Below are 22,251 nucleotides of genomic sequence, written 5' to 3'. Positions count from 1 at the left end.
GGCGTGCCGCTCAATGCGTTACAGGTACGCCCGCATGCGTTGCAGCGGTAGCGTTGATGACCAGCATTCTGCCCCCAGCGCGTCATGGATTCACAGGTGCAGCGAGGGCACCGCGGGTGCTGATCAAAGTAATATTTGAGACGCTCAAGAAGACGACTATTGCCCGTAACCTCTGGCGTTTTCGGGCATGGCGGTAGGGTTGTGTGCAAACATGTCAGCTGTTCAGGGGACAATGTACTGAGAGATTTCAGGAACTCTTGGAATTGTGTTTGCTGCATGACGATGGTTCCAATTACACGACAGAAACCGGTGCTCAGAAGTATAGTTCATGCACCAACATGTATTGTGAACAGAGCCACCAATTTGACTAATAAAAACCGGCACAGCAGTACGATGAAGTGAAAACAGTAACAGTTGATTTGCACCTCCAAGCACAGCAACCAAAATCAGTAACCCAAAAATATTACTGTTCATGAACACATTCAGGTTAGGCAGTGCTTGAACTTCCAGAACTGGGAGTACCAGCAGATAACTTATGGCTGAGAACAGATTAGTTATAAGTGCTACATGCAGAACAGGCAGGTTGGCCGACCAGAACCTAACCCGGTAAATGTTGGCCGAACCCAGACATATCGGCACCAGCGCTAACAGGATCAGCCACAACAAAGGGTGTGTAAAACCTGAACTCTGCTGTGACGCAGGAAAATAGGAGCGAACCGCTGGCTGCCATAAAAATAGAAAGGTTCCGGCCACAACTGTTATCAATGCCAGAAAATGCTTCAAAGCAAAAGTTTCTATACGCAACCCCAGTGATAGCAACCAGGTTACCAGCAAGGGTAAGGCGTAAGTGAGCCAGGCGATACCTACGGTATTGGTCGTTTACCTACATTTGTAGCCAGCCGTTATCTACATTCCAGTGAGTTAGTTCAGGTGTTGCCGGAATACAAAATGCCTCAGCAGGAAATGTATGCCGTTTATCCAGAGCGCCGTTACCTGCCAGCCAAGGTACGGGTTTTTATTGAATTTCTGATTGAGAAGATTGGCCAGCAACAGCCTTATTGGGATAGAGGTATCATCCCAGCCCGCAGTTTTGTTGATAGCCATCCTGGACAGACTGCTGCACCACGCCACCACAGTGAATATCAAGGGTGAAAACTACCGGCTTAAGGAAAAACGGAAAGCTGGCCTTCTGAAAGACAAAGCAAAAGCAGGAGACTCCTAACCCAAAAAACCAGAACCAAGCCAGCAAATACTGGTCAAACTGTTGAAAAAAGTCCATTAGGAACTGGTGTTAACAAGGTTCAAGGAACCTTAGTCGTGCACCACGAGAACGCGGTGGTTTGAAAAAGAAACCATCCAGGCCAGACGCTCTTCGAAAGAAGGTGCATCCTGTTTAAAAGGTCCCCGTCCTTGTGGCCTGCGATAGACAGAAGCCTGTGGCCGATGGCGTTCTTGAGCATGTGTGGTGGGAAGATATTGAAGCCTGTCTTGAAGATCTTCAGAGGATAAAGGAGAAGAGGGGTATCATAACGAAAAAAGGTGCAGCTATTCACAAGCCACACCTTTTTCAGATGACAATATTTACGTTATTTTTTCAGGCTGGTGATATACGCGATAACGTCTTCCATCGCCTGCTCATCCACCAGCGTGTACGCCATCGGCGTCATCTCCGCGCCGTAGCTGTCTTTGGGGTGCGCCCCACGGACTCCTTCTTTGAAGTTATTCAGCTGCCTTAACAGGTACCAATCATTCAAGTTTGCCAATGGCGGCGCGTTCTTCACCTTCATTCCTTCAGCATATTGCCCGTGACATGTACGACACACTGTGTAGAAAGGCTGCCCTCTAGCTGCGTCCCCCTCCATGGTGGGCGCAGGCGTTGTTACTGACAACGTTGTAATATATGCAGCCACACTTGCAACCTCACTATCACTTGCCAATGTCATAGACATCTGACGCATCTGGGCACCGATAGCATCCTTGGGATGACCGCCTCGGATTCCCTGCTTGTAGTTTTGGAGTTGACGCTCAATGTACCAAGCCGGTAGCCCCGTCAGGTTCGGACTGTGCAAGGCTTGCTGACCTTCTCCCTGAGAGCCGTGACACGTTCGGCAAATCTGAAAAGACGCTTCACCAACGCTAAGATCAGCAGAAGAGGAAGGAACAGATAACGTTGCTGCCACCGCTGTCACTGCAACGAGTAGAGTACGCTTAAAATACATCACCAGAGTCCTTATCTGACTTGTTAATAAACAGGCCTGATACAGAGCACTTCTCTTAATACCAAGCCTACAGCTGATTCATTTTTCAACCAAAAAATCCGTTACCTGAAACCCAGCTGCTCATTAAAAAACATGTTTTAATTTCGAAGATTCTATAGCCCTGAACATTAAAAAGAAATGAACAAAACCATAAAAAATTCATGGCTCTTTATTGCATACCGAGATGTCTCCGGCAGATTGGCCATGCCTGCGCGTACTGGGTTTAAATTGGCATAGAATGGAGAGGTCCTGACCGAAATACATCCCCTCATTGTTGCTAGACGGGAACCGTTTGAAGGCTGTTTCAGATCAAATCAAATCAGGCAATTATCCAGCTCCTGAACCATGACCCTGGTTATCTTGATTCGCTCATTACAGAAGAACAGGTCAGAGAGTTCCTCCATGATATCAATGACGTCTATTCCGGGACTCTGGGCTAAGTTACCTTAGCTATAAAGGGTCTGTGTCGGCTATGAAATATTGGGTGGTGTGGATCTTTTTGAGTATGTCACAACCTTCAAACAGGCCGTTTTGGTTCTGAGTTATGGTGGTGGAATATCAAAACAGAGAAGAGCGCACTATAACAAAGATTCGTTTTTTCACAAAGCCATGGATCGTTGGTTTCCTAATGAACTCAGAGGTAGTAAACCTCAAACCCTGGGAGAGTTGAATGACGTTTTCCGCCAGCTGCCGTTATTAAAAATACGCTCTTATATAACTAATACCACTCGCTTAAGAGCTTGCAGCCATAGGCAGGGATGAGGACAATCGGACTTGAAGTATTATTCAAGCCTGATTCTTTTGTGTCCGAGTTCACCAAAGAGCTGCAATCAGCCCCTGAAAACTCTTTAACCTTGTTTGATCGCGCTTATTTTTCAGCAGAGCTTCTATTGTCCTGGCAGCAGGGTGGGAAAGCGAACAGGATGTAATTGTTCCTGTCTCTGTAAAAGATACCAATGGTACAGAGGTGTTCTCTGCGGACATCACTATGCATATCTCTCCGAAACCGGGAAAGCGAAACTGATATAATCGAGGGATATTTTTCTTCCGCTTCCTGAAAATGTGAGCAACCCAATGATTGAGATTAATCTGTCGATCCTGAATCAGTGTTATTCCCGCCGTTTGAACTGGTACCCACCGGTGAAAAATTCGGAGGCAGCACCCAGAAAAATTTCGGGAATAGAAGAAGTTCTGGATCAGTTCGACCTGATTATGCTGGATTCATACGGTGTGCTCTGCCGGGGTGTGGAAGCTATTGATGGTGCAGTGGAAGCCATTGCCATGATGCGCGAACGGGGCAAAGCATTCTGTGTGGTTTCCAATGACACAATGACCAATCAATATGTGGCTGCTGAGAAGTATGCTGCCAGAGGCTTTGATTTTGCTAACGAAGAAGTTGTTACCAGCCTGGATGTTACAGAAAGCTGGCTGGCAACTGTTGAAAACCCGGAACGCTGGGGCGTAATCGCTCCATTACCTCATCCAACCGATAAACTGCTTGAAGGAATGGTTCGTCTGAACGAGTGCAATGGTGCGATTCCGGAGCAAGTAGACAGCATCTTATTTATGGTAGGTACTGGCTGGACCCAGGACATGCAGGATAATCTTTTGAAATCCGCTGAAGGTCGTCAGTTCACAATGGCTGTAGGCAACCCGGATATGGGTGCACCGTATTTTATTGATGGGCAAATCCATATCAATGCCACGCCAGGTTATTTTATGGATAATCTTGTGGAAGCCACTGATCAGAGAGCGGTTCCTATGTTGTTTGGTAAGCCGGGAAACACTATTTTCCAGACTGTTGCTGAGCGTCATTGTGTTACTGATCCATCCCGGGTGCTGATGGTGGGTGACACTCTTTACACCGACATTCTGGGTGGCAACGCCATGGGATTCAAAACGCTGCTGCTGGAGTGCGGTGTTTATATGGGAACAGATATTGATCAAGCAATAGCAGAAGCTGGGATAGCCCCGGATTTTATTGCCCCACATCTTTAATTGTTAATGCATACGGTTTTTTAGAAAAGACTGTATGCATTGCTCTTCTCTGTATTACATTCAGAATATAAAAATAATGGTTTTACAGAAATGAGAGTGGGCTATGAAAACTCTGATGTTCAGCACCCAGAGTTATGAGAGACCAGTTTTTGATCGGGTGCTTGTTAACAGTGGTGTGAATCTTGTTTATCAGAAAGCACGGCTTGATCTCTCGACAGCCAGCCTGACTGAAGGTTTTGAGGCAATCTGTGTTTTTGTAAATGATGATCTGAGCAAAGATGTGCTTCTCCGGCTTGATGAGTTAAATATAAAACTCATTGCTCTTCGTTGTGCTGGTTTTAATCAGGTGGATGTAGAAACAGCAGAACAATCAGGAATCACGATAGTTCGTGTTCCTGCGTATTCTCCTGAAGCGGTGGCTGAACATACCGTGGCTATGATTATGTCTTTAAACCGCAAAACCCATAAAGCCTGGAACCGGGTTCGTGAAGGCAATTTCAACCTTCATGGATTGTTGGGCTTTAACCTTTGCGGGCATACGGCTGGTCTGATAGGTATGGGAGCTATTGGCAGGGCAACGGCGAAAATACTACTTGGCTTTGGTATGGATGTTTTAGCCTACGATCCTTTCCTCACCGATGATGGTGCCAAAAAGTTAGGCATAAAGTCGGTAGAATTGGATCAGCTTTATCAACAGAGTGATATTGTCAGTCTGCACTGCCCGCTGACAGAGGATACTCACCATCTGATTAATTGCACTTCTCTGGCACAGATGAAACCCGGAGCTATGTTGATTAATACCAGTCGTGGTGCTCTTATCGATACACCCGCCGTTATTCGTGCGTTGAAAGCAGGAGATCTCGGTTATCTGGGAATTGATGTTTATGAGCAGGAAGGTGATTTGTTCTTCAGAGATTTATCCGAAGAAGTTATACAGGATGATGTATTTCAGCGCTTGCTAACCTTCCCCAATGTAATGGTAACCGGACATCAGGGCTTCTTTACCCGTGAAGCTTTGGAGTCGATAGCTAATACGACAGTTAATAATATCAAGACTTTTGAGCGCACAGGTTCCTGTGAGAATACTGTGAAGCCTCAGCTAATTGGATAGTTTTTATGTTGAAAAGTTTACTCCAGCCACCAGGTATTCAGCTTGTGATTCTGCTGATTGCGCTATTGTGCTGGTTTCGCTTTCGTTACCTGTCTTTTGCTTTGGTCTTGATTTCATGCACTTCTCTTTATTTACTGTCTACAGCTGCAGTGTCCAACGCACTGATGAAAGGCCTTGAGACAGAGAAAGTTTTTCATTTTATTTCGGGTCAGGAAAAAGCTGACGCTATAGTGATTTTAGGAACGGGTGTTCTGGGAAATACTCCGGAATATGAAATGACACCCCAACCGGGACCTCTGCTGTTACAGCGATTGCGCTACGGGCTGATGCTTCATACAGAAACCGGCTTACCGCTTCTGGTTTCCGGAGGAAGTCGTTATGGTATTAATGAAGCCCGTGTTATGAAAACCTTTCTGGAGAATCATGGCGCTACAGTTCAATGGCTGGATTCTTCCAGCAGAACAACTCGGGAAAATGCAGAACATAGTGCTGATATTTTAAAACAATATAATGCACAACGGATTTTACTGGTTAGTCATGCGTGGCACTTGCCTCGCGCGAAATCAGTATTTGAGCAGGTGGGTTTTACTGTTATAGCTGCGCCAACTGCACAGGCATCTACACAATTATCTGTAATGAGTTTGGAAGCCTGGTTGCCCAATGTTCGTTATCTTCGTAAAAGTCAGCTAGCGTTGCATGAATATGCAGGCATGTTCTGGTATCGCATATCTAGCTAGATACTTGATCAGAGTTATGATCAGCTTTTACACTGGTTATTAATAATAAAAACCCAATGGACGGGATTAATATGAATTGCCTGCAAAGAGTTCTTCGCTTCACTCTATTAAGTTTCCTCTCTTCTTTTGCTTTTGCTGAAGGGTCTGTTGATCAACAAATCCTTCAGAAGGTGTATGACCTTTCCGGGTTGGAAAAACAGTTTGCCTATATGGGGCATACCTTCACTGAAGAAGGTTTGCGTATGGGAAGAAGTGAACTGCCAGATAATGAAATGAGCCTGCAGCTTCTTTCCCGCCTCGAAGAGGGGTTGACTGCAAAATATGCTCCTGCGCGACTTAGAAACACTGTTCAGAATGTGTTGGCTCGGGAATTGTCTGACGAATATTTAGACGAAATTATTAAGGTTATGGGAGGGGATGTCTGGCAGAAGGCTGTTCGTTTGGAAAATAGAGCCAACAACCCAGACAACCTGAACGATTTGGAAAACTATGTGTCTGTTCAACTGCAGAAAAAGCTACCTCGTCAGGTGCGTCTTGATCTTGTTCGGGATCTTGTACAAAAAACCGGGGCTGTTGATACAACTATGAACATGATGATCAGCGGTGCTCTTTCCGCTGCCGAAATTATGATTGGGAGTGAGAAAATTCCCGCACAGTTTGAAACCAGTATGCGGAATCAGATGTCTTCTATGCGGGCTGAGTATGAAGAGATGGTTACTCGACAGTTTTTGTTTACTTATCGTTTTATGTCGGATGAGCAGTTGCAGGAGTATGTATCGTATTATGATACGCCAGCCATTCAATCTTTAAATAAAGCTATTACAGCATCATTGGTTGAGGCTTTTAAATAAAAAGCTTAGCAATACAGTTTGCTAAGCTTTTTGGCATTTCACACTATTGGCATTTCACACTGACTGTGCACTTGCTTTAGAAGACTTTGGCACGGTAATCAAGGTAGATGCGGTAGTCGTCTCGTCCTCGGCTAAAGTCAGCACCCAAGCCATTATTGGCAGAATTAGCTTTACGACCATCGGGGCGGTAGATACCGTAACGGAAGCGGAAAGACAATCCATCAAGTGCAGGGGTTTGGAATTTGTATTTAATGTCTAAATCGGTTTCATACTCTTCCAGATTTTCGCTATGTCTTCCGTCTTTGAAGTTATCACCCTTGGTGTAGAAAACCTCAGCCGTCAGGCCAGGAACAATATCTTTGAAGTTATATCCTGCACCAACGATCCATGCCTTCTCGTCGTCGTATAAGAAATCGCCAATCAGCATAGATGTTGGAATATCAAATCCACCATGGGTATTTGGTCCAAAGTCGTAGTAATAAACACCCAAGCGCTTGTTACCGCTTGAATCTTTATAAGAGGCTTTGGTTTTGCTGTAACCAGCAATTAGCATCAGATTGCCAATATCTGCAGTCACATTAAAATGAGTTAAATCTGCATCATTGTTAAATGCAGGTGAACCCCATACATAGCTAGTCCACAATTCACCGTCTTCTTTTTCTTTGTAGTATTTGGCATTAAATGTCAGTGCTAAACCAGGGCTGATATCGAACTTGTAACTTGCATCAAGGTTGTAGGTGTACAGAAAGTCCTTGGCATGGCTATCCCTATACTTCAAGGACAATCCCATGATGTCGTAGTCGAGTTCTATACCCCATGCATAATCAATTTTTTCTGCTTGGGAAGTGTCCGTTGTAGCATTTGTTCCATCAAGGTTCTTACCCTCTGGAGTACCTTTCTTCTTGAAAGATTTCAGATCTTCAAAGTTTGAGGAGCTCCGGAGGGAAATCTGATCAACCCAAGCAAAGCCGTATGATAGCCCTCCGTACCCACCTTTTACATCAATGCCTTGCCATGCAGAGGGGATAGCGCGTGAGCCTGAGCCTGCAATCAAACCAGTGTAGATGCGCTCACGCCCTCCCCTGAATGAAATCAGCGGGTCTTGGCCATCTTCCAGGCTGTACTTGGCTTTTACATAGGCTTGCGCAAGTTTACTGAAGCCTGTCTTATTCCCGCTACCTGTTACCAGCAGTAAGTCTCTGGTTCTATCGTAGGGGGAATTCAGGTTACCGACGGTGAAGAGAGAAGCGTCAAACCCAACGGCATCTGCATACCAGCCAGACTGGAAGTTAATTTGCACACCCAACGCTGTAGCACCTTCATCCTTGCGTTTTTCTTTTACACCGAAAGAGTTAAGAGACTTCTTATTTTCTCGGTGAAACTCCGCCAATCTGACTCGTGCTTCCAGATTGTTGGAATTCATGAAATCTGACATCTGCTCTTCAAGAAAGCTGATATCGGGACGCCTGTCGTCTTTGATACCACCAATAGTGTCGGCAATTGTTGGCGCGGCAAGTGTTGCCAGGCTGGGAATAATAAGGGAACGCAGGTTCATAGATCAAAACCCATTGGCTCTGAGTGAATACCCGATACAAGATAGATGGTGATTAGGGACTTTGCGCAATGAAGGTTGGGGTTTTGTTGTAATTGTTGTAGAAGATACACTCATCGTAATCTGCCGGGGCCAATAAACGACAGTGAATGTATCTGTGCTGGAGGGCTGGGAAGCCTGTTCAACGGTTCGTAGTCGGTGCAGTTATTGCCCCAACTACGAAGGCCTTAAAGAACTTAATAGGCTTTAAAGAACGCGCGTATATGCTGGCGGTCACGAGTCATTGTCAGGATCAGTTGCAGGAGGATTCGTGCCTTCTGGGGGTTGAGCAAACCAGATGCTACAAAACCGTAGCTCTCATCATCCACTTCACCGGCTTCAGTCACTGCGCCGCTCAGTGCCCGGGATGCCCGAATAACGGTGACACCTTGCCGGGCTGCTCTCTGCAGAGCATCACCAACCTTATGGTTGAAGTTGCCGTTACCAAAACCCGCATGGATGATGCCATCGTAGTTATGATCAATGAAGGCGTTGACCGCGATCGCACTGTCACCACCAGCATGGGCGAAGGCGATACCAACTTTAGGCAACTCGTTCAGGTTATCGACATGGAATTCAGATTCAGTCGTATGTTTACGTTGAGGTTTACGCTGGAACTCAACATGCTGGGCGTGGATATGGCCGAGGGGGCCAAAGTTGGGCGCCTGAAAAGTATGAATAGCTGTGGTGCAGGATTTGGTTACGTCACGGGCACCAAACACCGTGTCGTTTGTCACAACCATAACACCGCGGCCATGTGATTCAGGAGCCATCGCGGTAGCAACCGCCTCAAACAGGTTCATAGGACCATCGGCGCTGTGGGCATTGGCCGGACGCATGGCTCCCGTTACAACAACAGGCTTGCTTGAGCGAACGGTCAGGTGCAGGAAGAATGCGGTTTCTTCCATAGTGTCTGTACCGTGAGTAATGACAAGCCCATCAATATCGTCACGGGCAAGCAGTTCATTGCAGCGCTTAACCATTGGCAGCCAAATTGATTCATCCATATCCTGAGAACCGATGCTGGCAATTTGTTCACCAGAAATATCTGCCAGATTACGGATTTCAGGAATAACGGATAACAGGTCGTCTACACCAATTTTGCCAGAGGTGTATGCGCCACCGGTTTCCGCTGCAGCAGAGCCGGCAATCGTGCCGCCGGTAGCAAGAATTACAATGTGTGGCTTCCTGGACACGAGGAGTCCTTACAGAAAACAGATATAGAAAAGAATAGCGGGAAATCAGCGACTGCTGCCCCACCGTCAGAAAAGACGGCACAGCCTAAAGGCAGGCTGTATGTGAGGCAAGATTAATGTTAATGAAATCAGCTTGACTTCAGCAGATTCCACTACCAATTTAATACTACCAACTTAATTGAAAACTGACTTTGCTCAGTCGTGAAGCCCAGCCTTCTTTAGTCGTGAAGCCCAGCCTTCTTTAAAAGAGTGTAAGCTTGTCTCTGGGCTCTTCTACGTTTGGCTGTAGTCATAAGTTTCAGATCATTTTCCATCAGAACACCACGCCTGATAAGCATGATAAAGTTATCAATGTTTCTGCTGCTTCCTGCTCGTGCACTTTTAAAATTCGTCCAGCTCTTGAAAACAAGTCGGCAATAATCGCCGGTGGTATTAAACAAGCCAAGGTCATTATGAAAACGTTCTAATATCTCTACAGGTATCCGTTTACTTTCGGCCTCGGGTTGAAGGCTGGTATGGTCAGAACTTTGTTGCAATGCGCTTTTTGAATCAACAGTTGCTTTACATAACCGGCAGAGGCCATTTGATGTCCAGACACCGGTTTTTTTTGCCTTGCAGCTTCTGTCTTTGGGGTGATTTTGAAGGGCATCCATTTTCTCATCAATAATGGAAGTCAGGAAATGAGCATGGATCTCAAGAGCCCCTGCCTGCATATATTCTTTATAAGCTCGCATTTTGGCCGCTTCTGAGTGAACAACCGCCTGGAGAACGTGTAACTGTCTGATCGCATCCTTTAAAGGCATAGAGTTAATAGCTTTTTTCAGCTGCAGCACTGAACCTTGAGCGAGTTCGAGAATTTTTTCTTGTGGGTAACCCTGAACGACATAGTTTCCCAAATGTTGGAGGAAGGCAGCATGCATTTCCTGAATATTGTCAGACAGGCGACGGGCATTAACCCGGGTTGGTATATCCAGCTTAAACGGTGCTATAAAGGGAGGCTGACCATGGCGACGGATGCGGTGCCCCACCCACTTACAGTTTTCATGTAAATAGCCTCCGGCACTAGCTGTATGGTCACACTCCCAGGTTTCGAATCCTGCTTTTGGTACGCGTCTGAATAGTTCTATTGAAGGAGGTGCCATGTCTGTATGCCTAAAGCTCTGCTCTGTAGTAGGCATAAAGACAGGACGCTACAACCGGGGTTCCTGAAGCGTTAGTTTCGGTAACACTTTTGTTAGGAATATTGGCAACCAGGCAGTTATATAGAGTTCTTTCTCTGTCGTGTAAGTAACAGTGAGGAAAAAACCAGGAGCAATACTGGCCATGAACCCAAGCGCATAAATGGCGTTAACCCCTCCATTCCCGGAATTTCGCCTTCAAGCACGCCAACCTGATAGCGTGGAATGGTGCTGAGCGTGTTTCCAAGTGGATCTATAAGCGCGGTAATACCATCATTTGTGACTCGTAACTGGTAGCGGCCGGTTTCCAGGGAACGCATTCGGGCCATCTGGAAGTGTTGTTCAGGGCCAATGGATGTACCAAACCAAGTGTCGTTGGAAACCGTTAACAATATATTCTTGTTAATGGCCTGCCGGGCTGCAAAATCAGGGTAAACACTTTCATAGCAAATATAAGTAGCGACCGGTTTTTTTTGTAAAGTGATGCCAGCCTGTACGTCTGTACCGGCAGAGAAGGATGACATGGGCAGGTCAAAAAAACTGATCACTCCGCGTATCAAGCCTTCAAAGGGAACAAACTCGCCAAAGGGAACCAGCTTCTGCTTGAAGTATGTGCCATCGGCTTCACCAAGGCCGATCACGCTGTTGTAGTAAATACTCCGATTACCCTCTCTTCCCTCATACCAAGGTAATCCCAGCACCAGAGCGGTATCGGATTCTTCGGCCATTTGATCCAGTTGTTCCATCACATCAGGAACATTCTGGTAGAACGTTGGAATAGCGTTTTCTGGCCAGAATACCAGGTCTTTTTTCCATTGCGGTGCTGTCAGTGACCAGTAGGTTTGGATCGTTTTATCCAGGTGGCCGGGCACCCATTTCAGATCTTGTGAAATATTGCCCTGAACGGCACTAAATGAGAGTGGTTTATCTTTCGAAGGCGTTGTCCATTGGTAACCTTTTAAGGCATAACTGCCTGCAGACAGCACAACGATGGAAACAGCGATGGCCAAAAGAGGTTTGTGCTTACGGGAAAAGATGAATGCTCCCAGAGTTGATCCAGCAAGGGCGACCAACAGTGATAATCCATAAACACCGGTCACAGGGGATAATCCTGAGAAAGGTGTGTCCAGCAGTGTGTAGCCTGCCATCAGCCATGGAAAACCAGTAAACAGCCAGCTGCGCAGCCATTCACCAATAACCCAAAGCCCGGAGAAGATAAACACCTTACGCCAGGTTGCTAAAGAGCCTGTGAACCTACCGAAAAGGTAACCAACAGGCACGAAGAAAAGGATGGAAAGCAACAGAATGAAAAGTCCGGTTAACAAACCGGCCAACAACACTGAAGCGCCACCAAATTGGGAGATGCTGACATAAACCCAGGAAGCACCGGTTGCGTACAAACCAATGCCATAGAACAGGCTGCGTAATACGGCTGTTTTCAGGGAATTTTTATTATGAGAGTCTCCATTAAGAAGAATAAACAGCGTTGCAACGCTGGCAATCATCACTGGCCAGTAATTAAAGGGGCTAAAGGCCAGAGTCGCAACTGCACCGGCCAGTCCGGCCAGTAGATGGCCGGGCCAGTCTTTTTTTATCATGCTTTAAATGTGTGCTCTTTTATCAGAGATCAGCTGGATTTCTTGTTACTCTGAGTAGTCGTATACGACGATTGTCAGCATTCAGAATCTGGAAGCAGAAACGATCCATGGAAATAGTTTCATTACGCTTGGGCAGATGTCCGAACTGCTGCATAACGATACCACCAATGGTATCAAACTCATCGTCGCTGAACTGGGTTTGAAAATGTTCGTTAAAATCCTCAATCGGAGTAAGGGCTTTAACAACAAATTCATCACTGCTTAGAGGTTTTATATAGCTGTCTTCCTCTACGTCATATTCGTCTTCGATATCACCAACGATCTGTTCCAGAACATCTTCGATGGTGACCAGCCCCGCGACACCGCCATATTCATCAATAACAATAGCCATATGATTTCGGTTGGTGCGGAAATCGTTAAGAAGAACATTGAGGCGTTTACTTTCAGGTACAACCGTAGCCGGGCGCAGGTGGTCTTTGATCACAAACTTTTTGCGATTTTCTTCCAGAATCAGAGGCAATAGATCCTTTGCCAGAAGAATGCCCAGAACTTCGTCTTTGTTATCCCCGATAACCGGGAAACGGGAGTGGGCAGCTTCTATAACATCAGGAAGGAACTCTTCCGGCTTCTGGCTTGAATCTATGCAGACCATCTGGGAGCGGGGAACCATTATCTCCCGTACCTGCATTTCAGAAACCTGGAGCGCCCCTTCAATAATGCGGAGGGCTTCACTGTCGAGCAGGTCGCTGTGCTGCTCAGTATCACGGAGCTGATCAAGCAGCTCATCACGGGTCTGTGGGTCGCCGGAGAAAACCTGTTTAAGCTTCTCCAGCCAGGTTCGGTTGGGGTTACCGTTGCCCGAGTGATCGTCAGCCATTGTCTTCTGTTTTGTCCTCGTAAGGTGAGTCGTAACCAAGATTTTTCATAATACGGGTTTCTAAAGCTTCCATTGCCTCAGCTTCATCGTCCTCGATATGGTCATAACCCAGCAAATGCAGTGTGCCATGGATTACCATATGCGCCCAGTGTGAGGTAATGGTTTTCTGTTGTTCTTTTGCTTCACGCTCTACTACCGGGGCGCAGATCACGAGATCCCCAAGCAATGGTAGCTCCAGTTCAGCAGGAAGATCAGAAGGAAAAGACAGAACATTGGTTGCGTAATCTTTTTTACGCCACTGGTTGTTCAGTTCCTGACCTTCCTCAGTATCAACAATACGAATGCTGATTTCTGCTTCATCCCGTTCATCACGAACGGCAGCGCTGGCCCAGCTGGTCAGTTGTTCTTCAGAAGGCAGGTCGCCGTTTTCACTGGCAACCTGCAGATCAATAAAGGCAGACATCAGTTGCGTTTTTCCTGATCAGGCCGGTTTTCATGGCGATCATAGGCTTCAACAATACGTTGTACCAGTGGATGACGCACAACATCACGGGAGCTGAACTGGGTTACGCCAATACCCTCCACACCTTCAAGAACTTCTTTGGCATGGCGCAGGCCAGAGCGGGTATTACGGGGCAAGTCGATTTGGGTAATGTCACCGGTAATCACAGCTGTTGATCCAAAACCTATACGAGTCAGGAACATCTTCATCTGTTCGGTGGTGGTGTTTTGGGATTCATCAAGAATGATGAATGCATTGTTCAGAGTGCGGCCACGCATGTAAGCCAATGGTGCAACTTCAATCACGCTCTTTTCAATCAAACGGGTAACCCGGTCGAAGCCCAGCATCTCATACAAGGCGTCGTAGAGTGGACGCAGGTATGGGTCAATTTTTTGAGCCAGATCACCGGGCAGGAAACCAAGTTTTTCGCCAGCTTCTACAGCCGGGCGCACCAGAAGAATGCGCTGAACCTCTTCCAGCTCCAAAGCTTGCACGGCACAAGCCACAGCAAGGTAAGTTTTGCCGGTTCCCGCAGGGCCGATACCGAAATTGATATCGTTCTTCATGACTGTGCGAACGTAATCCTGCTGATTCTTGCCCCGTGGACGAATCATCCCCTTGCGGGTGCGGATCACGATATCCTGTTCGCTGGACGCTGTTTCTGTCTGCTCCATCCCGGTTTCCTGAATGTACAGGTGCACCATATCTGGAGTCAGGCTGCCATTCTGGGCCGTGGCTTCATAGAGCTTCTGGATAACCTGACTGCCAGCCTGTATCGGATCATTTTCGCCGGCCAGATCAAAACGCTGTCCCCGGCTGCTGATGCGTATGCCGAGGCGGTTTTCTATCTGTTTCAGGTGTTCATTGAACTGGCCGCAGAGTTCTGCGTAGCGGCGGGCGTCGAAGGGTTCGATATCGAACTGCAGAGTATCTGGATGTGCGTTCAAAATGTGGTATTCAGCCTTTCTGGCAATAAGTTTCTGTGTTTAAGCATATATCGGGGTTGGAGGCTTTAAAAGCAAGGCCGAATTTATGAAGTTTTTTCAGGGAGATAACCTGTAGCTGTTTTCATCGCGAGCTTCTTTTGTCATATTTGTCAGCAGCTGGCGCATGTTCGGAAATAAATAAAACAATAATAGTCTTCCGAAGCATAAATTCTGATTTTCATCACAACTTTCAGGTTCGGCATGAAAGGTGCTTTATCTCCTACACAGGCTCAGGCTTGGTCAGGAGTAAGCGAAGAAGCTGCCAGTCAGGGAAAAGACAATAAAAAAACCCTCACGGTTCCACTGCACAGGCTGGGGCCGGGAATACTGTCTCTGATCAGCTATAAGTAGCAACTTGGCGTGGCGGTGTTTCTAGATAAGGAGTTCCAATGAATTATTTCGTTACCGGTGGCACAGGTTTTATTGGCCGTTTTCTGGTTGAAAAACTGCTGGCTCGTGGTGGCACTGTTCATGTGCTGGTTCGGGAAAGCTCTTTGGATAAACTGGAAGCCCTGAAAGAGCGGGTGGGAAGTGGTGCAGAGCGTATTCAGGCAGTTGTAGGAGATCTTACACAAACAGCCCTTGGTCTGAATGATAATGATCGGGAGGCGCTGACCGGTAAGATTGATCATTTCTTCCATCTTGCTGCTATTTACGATCTTCAGGCGGATGCTGAGTCTCAGGAACTGGCCAATATTGAAGGTACCCGCGCCGCTGTTGATTGTGCCAAGACTCTGAAAGCCGGCTGCTTTCACCATGTGAGTTCTATTGCTGCCGCAGGTTTGTACAAGGGAACCTTTCGGGAAGACATGTTCGAAGAAGCCGAACATCTGGATAACCCTTACCTCCGAACCAAGCATCTTGCAGAAAAGGTTGTGCGGGATGAGTGCAAGAAAATGCCCTGGAAAGTCTATCGTCCGGGTATGGTTGTTGGTCATTCTGAAACGGGTGAAATCGATAAAATCGACGGCCCCTATTACTTCTTCAAACTGCTTCAGAAACTGCGCCAGACTCTGCCTCCCTGGATGCCAACGGTTGGCATTGAAGGTGGCCGTATGAATATTGTGCCAGTGGATTACGTGGTAAATGCCATGGATCACATTGCCCACAATCCAAAAGTTGATACCAATTGCTTCCACCTGACTGACCCAGAGCCAGCAAAAGTTGGTGAGGTGATGAATATCTTTGCAGAAGCTGGCCACGCACCAAAGATGGCGATGCGTATTGACTCCCGTATGTTTGGTTTCGTGCCTAAAATGATTCGTGATGGCATTACCAAGCTGCCTCCGATTCAGCGTATCCGTAATGCCATTCTCCAGGATATGGGGATTCCTCCAGAAACCCTTAAATTCCTGAATTATCCCACCAAGTTTGATAACCGTGATACGGAACGAGCCCTGAAAGGTTCAGATATTTCCTGCCCGGAACTGAAAACCTATGCAGCAAAAGTCTGGGATTACTGGGAGCGCAATCTTGACCCGGAACTGTCTATCGATCGTACGCTGAAAGGTCGGGTTGAAGGCAAAACCGTTATGGTAACTGGTGCAACATCGGGTATTGGTAAGGCGACAGCTATGAAGCTGGGTGAAACCAGTGCCAAGATTATTCTGGTAGCAAGAACTCCGGAGAAACTGGAAGAAACCAAGTACGAAATCGAGCGAATGGGTGGTGAAGCCCATATTTACCGTTGCGATATTGCCGACATAAGCGACTGCGACCGTCTGGTGCAAGAGGTTCTGCAGGATCACGGTTATATCGACATTCTGGTAAACAACGCTGGTCGTTCCATTCGTCGTTCTCTGGCATTGTCGTTTGATCGTTTTCACGACTTTGAACGTACTATGCAGCTGAACTACTTTGGTGCGCTGAAGCTGATCATGGGCTTCTCTCCCGCCATGCTGGAGCGGAAGAGTGGGCACATTATCAATATTTCTTCCATTGGTGTATTAACCAATGCTCCTCGTTTCTCGGCTTATGTGGCGTCGAAGGCTGCTTTGGATGCTTTCTCCCGCTGTGCGGCAGCAGAATTCTCTGATCGCAATGTGAAGTTCACGACCATCAATATGCCACTGGTTCGTACACCTATGATTGGGCCGACGAAAATCTATGATTCTGTCCCGACTTTAACGCCGGAAGAAGCAGCAGATATGGTCTGTGAAGCTATTATCAATCGGCCTAAACGTATTGCGACTCGTTTGGGGGTATTTGCGCAGGTTATGAACTCTGTTGCGCCACAGATCAGTGAGATTGTTATGAATACCGGTTTCAAAATGTTTCCGGACTCTATAGCTTCCCAAGGTGTGGATGGTAAGAAGAAACCGGCTCCAATTTCCTCTGAACAGGTAGCGTTTGCTGCATTGATGCGGGGGATTTACTGGTAAGGTTTATTGCTGGGTCATGCCACTGCTATTTAGCGGTTAACCCAGCATCTCATTTCTATTTTCCTGGACGTTTGCCTTCAAGTGTGAGCCTTAAGGACAGCTTGAGGTCAAACTCCATTCCTTCTGGCGCACCTTTATCCAGCATGCCATCAATAGCCATCATGGCGTGTCCATGAATCTGGGCCCAGCAGTTTTTGGCCAGAAACCAGGCCGGGTATTCATCAGTAATACTGCCTTGGGAAATGGCCTTCTCCATGACTTCTACCAGTGCCGCAAAGGCCGCTGGTGGTGCACCATGCATAAACTCCGGTTTGCGCCATTCATTCAACGCAGAGCCGAACATCAAGCGGTAGAGGGCAGGGTTTTCCTGAGCGAAAGCAATGTAGTGCTCTGCCCCTGAAAGCAGAGCTTCAGAAGCATCGTCGTGGGCTTGAGATGTCTCCCGGATTCTTTGTTCCAGTTTTTTAAAGCCTTCCACGGCCATGGCAACAAACAAAAGATTCTTGTTCGGGAAATGACGATAGGGAGCCGTTTGTGAAACGCCTATTTCTCTTGCCAGAGCACGCAAGCTCAGTTTTTCAGGGCCGGTTTTCTTCAGGTGTTCAAAAGCAACAGCCAACAGAGCCTGGCGAAGATTGCCATGGTGATAGGGTTGTCCAAGACAGCTTTTAGTGGACTCGGTGGCTTCGATCATGGGTTTTAAAAGTCATTGGTTTTTGTCAATTCTGTGAATAGAAGTTGACGATGTCAATATTGTTGACAGTGATTACATTAAAAACTAGAGTCCGTTTTATAAGCACTAATAAGAATGACTTTTAATAAAACGGATAAGAATCAGCGCATGCGCAACCTTCATTCTCTGAGAGTGGCTCTGGGCTATACGTTATTGGGTGGTTTTCTTGCCCTGACTTCCCAACTGGCTTCTGCGGTATCTTCTGAACAGTCTATACGCCCTGTTGAAGTTGCCACAGTTCATTATCAGCAGGCTGCTCGCCCTATCAGTATCAGTGCTCTTCTGGCCTATAAATCCACACAAAAGCTGGCATTCAAAGTTGGTGGCCCGGTGGCCAATATCCTTGTTGAAGAAGGTGATGCCGTAGAGAAAGGGCAAATTCTGGCTGTACTGGACACAGAAGAGGTTCAGGCCAGAGTTGGAGAAGCTGAAGCCCGCTTCGACAATGCACAGCGCAATGTTGAGCGACTGAAAAAACTCTACAAAAAGAATGTTGTATCACTCGATCAACTTCAGGATGCGGAAACAGAACTGGATGTTGTGGAGTCCCAGCTTCGCGTAGCCCGCTTCAATTTACGCTACTCCTCTATCAAAGCCCCAGCAGCTGGACGCATTGTTCGCCGAATGGTTGAAGCCGGTGAACTTATTGCGCCAAACCAGGTGGTGTTCGCTCTTGCGGATGAATCCCGTGGCTGGATTATGCGTACCGCACTTTCAGATCGGAAGGTTGTTCTGATTCGTCACAACGACCCGGTTTCTGTCCGTTTTGACCCTTGGCCTCTCCAGGCTTTTACCGGCAAGGTGAGTGAAATTTCAGAAGCTGCGGAAGAGCGCTCCGGTTTGTTTGAAGTTGAGATTGCTCTTGATCCTGTCAGTGACGTCCGTCTACGTGATGGTTATGTTGGACGGATTCGTATTGAACCCAGCCAGAAAGAGCGAGTTGTAAAACTTCCATCGTTGGCGCTGGTTTCTGCGATGAGCCCTATGGGTGTTGTCTATGTACTGAATGATGACAACACAGTGTCTGCCAGGCAGATACGTACCCATTATCTGGAAGGTAGCTTTGTAGCTGTATCCGGTGATGTGAAAGAGGGTGAGTCTGTTGTCACAACAGGTGCGGCCTTCTTGCATGACGGCGATAAAGTGCGGGTTGTGGGAAGAAGAACAAAGCCAGAACTTGCAGATCTTGCAGATAAAGAGGGGTAATTATTATGCAGTTGCCCCGTATAGCGATTAATAACTTTCAGTTCACGCTGGTCATTATTCTACTGCTGATCTCCTTAGGTATTGTTTCCTTAAATACAATGCCGCGCTCTGAAGATCCCCAGTTTGATTTTTCTGCGGCTATGGTGAGAGTGGTTTATCCCGGAACCAATCCGGTGGATATGGAAAAACTGGTTCTTGATCCACTGGAAGAAGCCATAAAAGAACTGGACGACATCAAAGAGCTGAAAGGCGATGTGGAAGACGGACTGGCCGTTATTCGGGTTGAATTCCTGTTTGGTACAGACCCGGAAGAAAAATACGACGATGTTGTTTCGGAAGTTTCCCGTGTTCGAGATCAGTTGCCTGAAGGGATTCAATTCCTTTCTGTAGACAAGATTTCTCCTGCCGATGTGAATATCCTGCAGGTGGCTTTGATGTCTGAAACAGCCAGTTACTGGGAACTGAAAACCCAGGCTGAAGTGTTGGAGAAAAAACTGGAGCGGGTTTCCGGTGTTAAACGAGCTGATATCGACGCATTTCCGGAACAGCAGGTTCATATTCGTGCTGACCTTTTGAAAATGCAGGCACTGAATATTGGTATTGAAGATCTTCTTAATGCTGTTAGAGCATCCAGTGTCAACCTGCCGGGCGGTCATGCTCTGGCTGGTGAACGACGAATGACTGTGCGCACCAGTGGTGATTTTCGGGATCTAGATCAGATTCGTCGCACAGCTGTGGTGTCGTCTCCGGCAAGGGTGATTTATGTAGAAGACATTGCTTCGGTGTCACAGGGGGATGCCCTTCCATCCTATGAAGCTCGATACAATGGCCAGCGCAGTGTGTTTATTTCAGTTGTTCAGCGCAAGGGCAGCAATATACTTTCTGTGCTGGATGGATTGGATGAGGTTGTTGATAAATTTGCCCTGAATCTTCCGGGTGATATGAGTGTGGCTTATGTCCATGATCAGGGTGTCAGTGTCGAAAAACGACTGAACAGCTTTATGAACAGCTTGCTGCTTGGTCTGGCGTTGGTGGCAGGTATTACTTTGATTGCACTGGGAATGCGGTCAGCGTTTGTTATCGTGATAGTTATTCCCATGTCAGTGGTTATTGCTCTGGGATGGGTTGACCTCAGCGGTTTTGGCCTGCAGCAGATGTCGATAGTGGGGCTGGTTATTGCTCTCGGTCTGTTGGTGGATAATGCCATTGTTGTTACTGAGAATGTGGGCCGTTTTCTGAGGAGTGGCTACGATCGTCAGACAGCTGCCGTAGAAGGGGCAAGTCAGGTTGGCTGGGCTGTGGCCAGTGGTACGGTCACCACAATGCTGGCATTTTTCCCCATGCTTCTGCTTCAAACGGGAGCGGGAACATTTATTCGTTCTATGCCGGTCACTGTTGTATTGACGCTTCTGGCTTCTCTCCTAATAGCTCTCAGTCTGACGCCGCTGATGGCGAGCCGGTTGTTCCCTGCCAAAGTAGACAAGGAACCAAAGGTTCTGCAGGCTATAGAAGTGCTGGCACAGGGGCCTTATGCCCGGGCGCTGAAATCTTCTCTGAATCACCCCTGGTTGGTGCTGACTGTTTCGGTCGGCTTGTTTATTGGAAGTTTGACTCTGTTGCCAATGGTTGGCGTCAGCATGTTCCCGAAAGCTGATAAGCCCATGGTGCTGGTTAATATTGATGCTCCCGAAAGTGCCAGCTTTGACCGTACCCGCCTGTTAGCTCTTGAAGTGGAAGATATTGTTAACCGGTACCCGGAAGTGACTTCTGTCACCACTAATATCGGTAAAGGCAATCCCCGAATTTTTTATAATGAAATACCAAAACGACAAGTGCCTTCTTATGCACAGCTGCTTGTGCAGCTGGAGGCAGGAGATGATTTATCCCGCGGCAAGTTTGTAACAGAGATTCGCAAGGATTTTGCACGTTTCTCTGGTGCAAAAGTCACAGTAAAAGAACTGCTGCAGGGGCCTCCTTACGAAGCGCCGGTTTCCATCCGGGTTTTAAGTGATGACTTAAATCTACTGCGTAAACAGGCTGCCAAAGTTGCTGCTGCAATAGAATCTGTTGAAGGCATAGTAAGTGTTGATAATCCGCTGGCGCATCGAAAGATTGATATGCAGGTGAATATCAATCGAGAAAAGGCCGCCATGTTTGGGGTTCCCATTAATGCGATTGACCAGGCTATTCGGGCTAGTCTTGTCGGCCTGAATGTTGGCCAGTATCGGGGCGATGATGGCGAGGATTATCCGATTCTGGTGAAGTCTCTGGGGCAGGATCGCCCACAGGTTGATGACTTTGAAAATATGATGGTGCGCTCTACCAATGGAGCTCTGGTGCCGCTGCCCCAGTTAGCCAGTTTTGAAATGCAGGATGCTCTGGCTCGCCTTCAGCACAATATGACTGAGCGAATGTCCCGTGTTACGGCTGATGTAGAACCTGGTTATCAGGCTGAGGCGGTTACGAATATTGTTATTGCCGAATTGGATAAACTGCACTGGCCAGAAGGTGTGAACTATCAGGTGGGTGGTGAACAGGAAAAACGTAAGGAATCGTTCGGAGGCATGGGACAGGTTGGTCTTGTTGCCTTGATGGGCATCTTTGCGGTTCTGGTTTTGCAGTTCCGTTCATTCAGTCAGCCGGTCATTATTTTTGCCGCCATTCCCTTCGCTATGACGGGTTCTATTCTGGCATTGCTGTTTACCGGCAATACTTTCTCGTTCACTGCCTTGGTTGGCTTGACCTCTCTGGTGGGTATTGTGGTGAACAATTCCATCATTCTTGTGGACTATGCCAACCAGCTCAGGCACAACGGGCGCAGCCTGAAAGCATCGGTCATTGAATCTTCAATTACGCGACTGCTTCCGATCATTCTGACAACGCTGACAACCATTGGTGGGCTATTGCCCCTGACCCTCGGAAGCTCATCCATGTGGGCTCCTATGGGGTGGAGCATTATTGGCGGTCTTATGGTGTCCACACTTCTGACCCTCTTTGTTGTACCTGTGTTGTATCTACTGTTCACACCCAAGACTGCTAAAAGGTAAA

At 47.2% G+C, this 22,251-nt stretch carries 18 protein-coding genes and 2 pseudogenes; 10 read left to right on the top strand and 10 right to left on the bottom strand.

Features of this window, described 5'->3' with window-relative positions; genetic code table 11:
* A pseudogene (locus tag QMA35_RS10675) lies at positions 1-278 on the bottom strand (hypothetical protein); the annotation flags it as partial.
* A 592-nt stretch (positions 279-870) separates the two neighbouring features.
* Between QMA35_RS10675 and QMA35_RS10670 the strand changes: the two are divergent.
* Entirely contained in the window at positions 871-1,152 is a 282-nt protein-coding gene (locus QMA35_RS10670; protein WP_281647137.1) for a LysR substrate-binding domain-containing protein, read from the top strand.
* A pseudogene (locus tag QMA35_RS10665) lies at positions 1,088-1,222 on the top strand (ATP-binding protein); the annotation flags it as partial. The gene QMA35_RS10670 and the pseudogene QMA35_RS10665, both read left to right, overlap by 65 nt.
* A 364-nt stretch (positions 1,223-1,586) precedes the next feature.
* Here QMA35_RS10665 and QMA35_RS10660 read toward each other — a convergent pair.
* Positions 1,587-2,219 (bottom strand): c-type cytochrome, encoded by a 633-nt coding sequence (locus QMA35_RS10660; protein WP_281647136.1) that lies wholly within the window; start codon positions 2,217-2,219, stop codon positions 1,587-1,589.
* 1,113 nt (positions 2,220-3,332) lie between these two features.
* Here QMA35_RS10660 and QMA35_RS10655 point away from each other — a divergent pair.
* From QMA35_RS10655 to QMA35_RS10640, 4 genes are all read left to right on the top strand, one after another.
* Positions 3,333-4,256, top strand: coding sequence for an HAD hydrolase-like protein (locus tag QMA35_RS10655; protein ID WP_281647135.1), 924 nt, complete (start codon positions 3,333-3,335; stop codon positions 4,254-4,256).
* A gap of 103 nt (positions 4,257-4,359) precedes the next feature.
* A complete protein-coding gene (locus tag QMA35_RS10650) occupies positions 4,360-5,367 on the top strand; it encodes a 2-hydroxyacid dehydrogenase (RefSeq protein WP_281647134.1) in 1,008 nt (335 codons plus the stop codon).
* A gap of 5 nt (positions 5,368-5,372) precedes the next feature.
* Complete coding sequence (locus QMA35_RS10645; protein WP_281647133.1) at positions 5,373-6,104, top strand: YdcF family protein; 732 nt, start codon at positions 5,373-5,375, stop codon at positions 6,102-6,104.
* A 71-nt stretch (positions 6,105-6,175) separates the two neighbouring features.
* Positions 6,176-6,955 carry a hypothetical protein gene (locus QMA35_RS10640; protein ID WP_281647132.1) on the top strand — a complete coding sequence of 260 codons (780 nt, stop codon included), beginning with the start codon at positions 6,176-6,178 and terminating at the stop codon, positions 6,953-6,955.
* A gap of 76 nt (positions 6,956-7,031) precedes the next feature.
* On the opposite strand, the gene QMA35_RS10635 is transcribed toward QMA35_RS10640, so the two are convergent.
* From QMA35_RS10635 to QMA35_RS10605, 7 genes are all read right to left on the bottom strand, one after another.
* A complete protein-coding gene (locus tag QMA35_RS10635) occupies positions 7,032-8,510 on the bottom strand; it encodes an OprD family outer membrane porin (protein ID WP_281647131.1) in 1,479 nt (492 codons plus the stop codon).
* A gap of 233 nt (positions 8,511-8,743) precedes the next feature.
* The gene (locus QMA35_RS10630) at positions 8,744-9,742 is read right to left on the bottom strand and encodes a type II asparaginase (protein ID WP_281647130.1); all 999 of its coding nucleotides are present in this window, start codon (positions 9,740-9,742) and stop codon (positions 8,744-8,746) included.
* 218 nt (positions 9,743-9,960) lie between these two features.
* A complete protein-coding gene (locus tag QMA35_RS10625) occupies positions 9,961-10,884 on the bottom strand; it encodes a hypothetical protein (protein ID WP_281647129.1) in 924 nt (307 codons plus the stop codon).
* A gap of 116 nt (positions 10,885-11,000) precedes the next feature.
* Entirely contained in the window at positions 11,001-12,518 is a 1,518-nt protein-coding gene (gene lnt / locus QMA35_RS10620; RefSeq protein ID WP_281647128.1) for an apolipoprotein N-acyltransferase, read from the bottom strand.
* A gap of 22 nt (positions 12,519-12,540) precedes the next feature.
* Positions 12,541-13,395 (bottom strand): transporter associated domain-containing protein, encoded by an 855-nt coding sequence (locus QMA35_RS10615; protein ID WP_281647127.1) that lies wholly within the window; start codon positions 13,393-13,395, stop codon positions 12,541-12,543.
* Positions 13,388-13,858, bottom strand: a complete 471-nt coding sequence (ybeY, locus tag QMA35_RS10610; RefSeq protein WP_281647126.1) for an rRNA maturation RNase YbeY — start codon at positions 13,856-13,858, stop codon at positions 13,388-13,390. Before ybeY ends, QMA35_RS10615 begins: the two co-directional genes overlap by 8 nt.
* Entirely contained in the window at positions 13,858-14,844 is a 987-nt protein-coding gene (locus tag QMA35_RS10605) for a PhoH family protein (RefSeq protein WP_281647125.1), read from the bottom strand. Before QMA35_RS10605 ends, ybeY begins: the two co-directional genes overlap by 1 nt.
* Positions 14,845-15,084: 240 nt before the next feature.
* Between QMA35_RS10605 and QMA35_RS10600 the strand changes: the two genes are divergently transcribed.
* Positions 15,085-15,234, top strand: coding sequence for a hypothetical protein (locus tag QMA35_RS10600; protein WP_281647124.1), 150 nt, complete (start codon positions 15,085-15,087; stop codon positions 15,232-15,234).
* A gap of 38 nt (positions 15,235-15,272) precedes the next feature.
* The gene (locus QMA35_RS10595; protein WP_281647123.1) at positions 15,273-17,264 is read left to right on the top strand and encodes an SDR family oxidoreductase; all 1,992 of its coding nucleotides are present in this window, start codon (positions 15,273-15,275) and stop codon (positions 17,262-17,264) included.
* A gap of 55 nt (positions 17,265-17,319) precedes the next feature.
* Here the strand turns inward: QMA35_RS10595 and QMA35_RS10590 are convergent, their stop codons facing one another.
* Positions 17,320-17,958, bottom strand: coding sequence for a TetR/AcrR family transcriptional regulator (locus tag QMA35_RS10590; protein WP_281647122.1), 639 nt, complete (start codon positions 17,956-17,958; stop codon positions 17,320-17,322).
* A 114-nt stretch (positions 17,959-18,072) separates the two neighbouring features.
* Here QMA35_RS10590 and QMA35_RS10585 point away from each other — a divergent pair, with 114 nt between their 5' ends.
* Together QMA35_RS10585 and QMA35_RS10580 are read left to right on the top strand one after the other, a co-directional pair.
* On the top strand, positions 18,073-19,203 hold the full coding sequence (locus QMA35_RS10585) for an efflux RND transporter periplasmic adaptor subunit (RefSeq protein WP_281647121.1): 1,131 nt from the start codon (positions 18,073-18,075) through the stop codon (positions 19,201-19,203).
* Positions 19,204-19,208: 5 nt separating this feature from the next.
* The gene (locus QMA35_RS10580) at positions 19,209-22,250 is read left to right on the top strand and encodes an efflux RND transporter permease subunit (RefSeq protein ID WP_281647120.1); all 3,042 of its coding nucleotides are present in this window, start codon (positions 19,209-19,211) and stop codon (positions 22,248-22,250) included.
* Position 22,251 lies beyond the last annotated feature (1 nt).

Origin of the sequence: Parendozoicomonas sp. Alg238-R29 (assembly GCF_947331445.1) — a bacterium.
GTDB lineage: Bacteria > Pseudomonadota > Gammaproteobacteria > Pseudomonadales > Endozoicomonadaceae > Sansalvadorimonas.
Note: the sequence above shows the minus strand (reverse complement) of the source record. Positions and strands in the feature narration are given on the sequence as shown.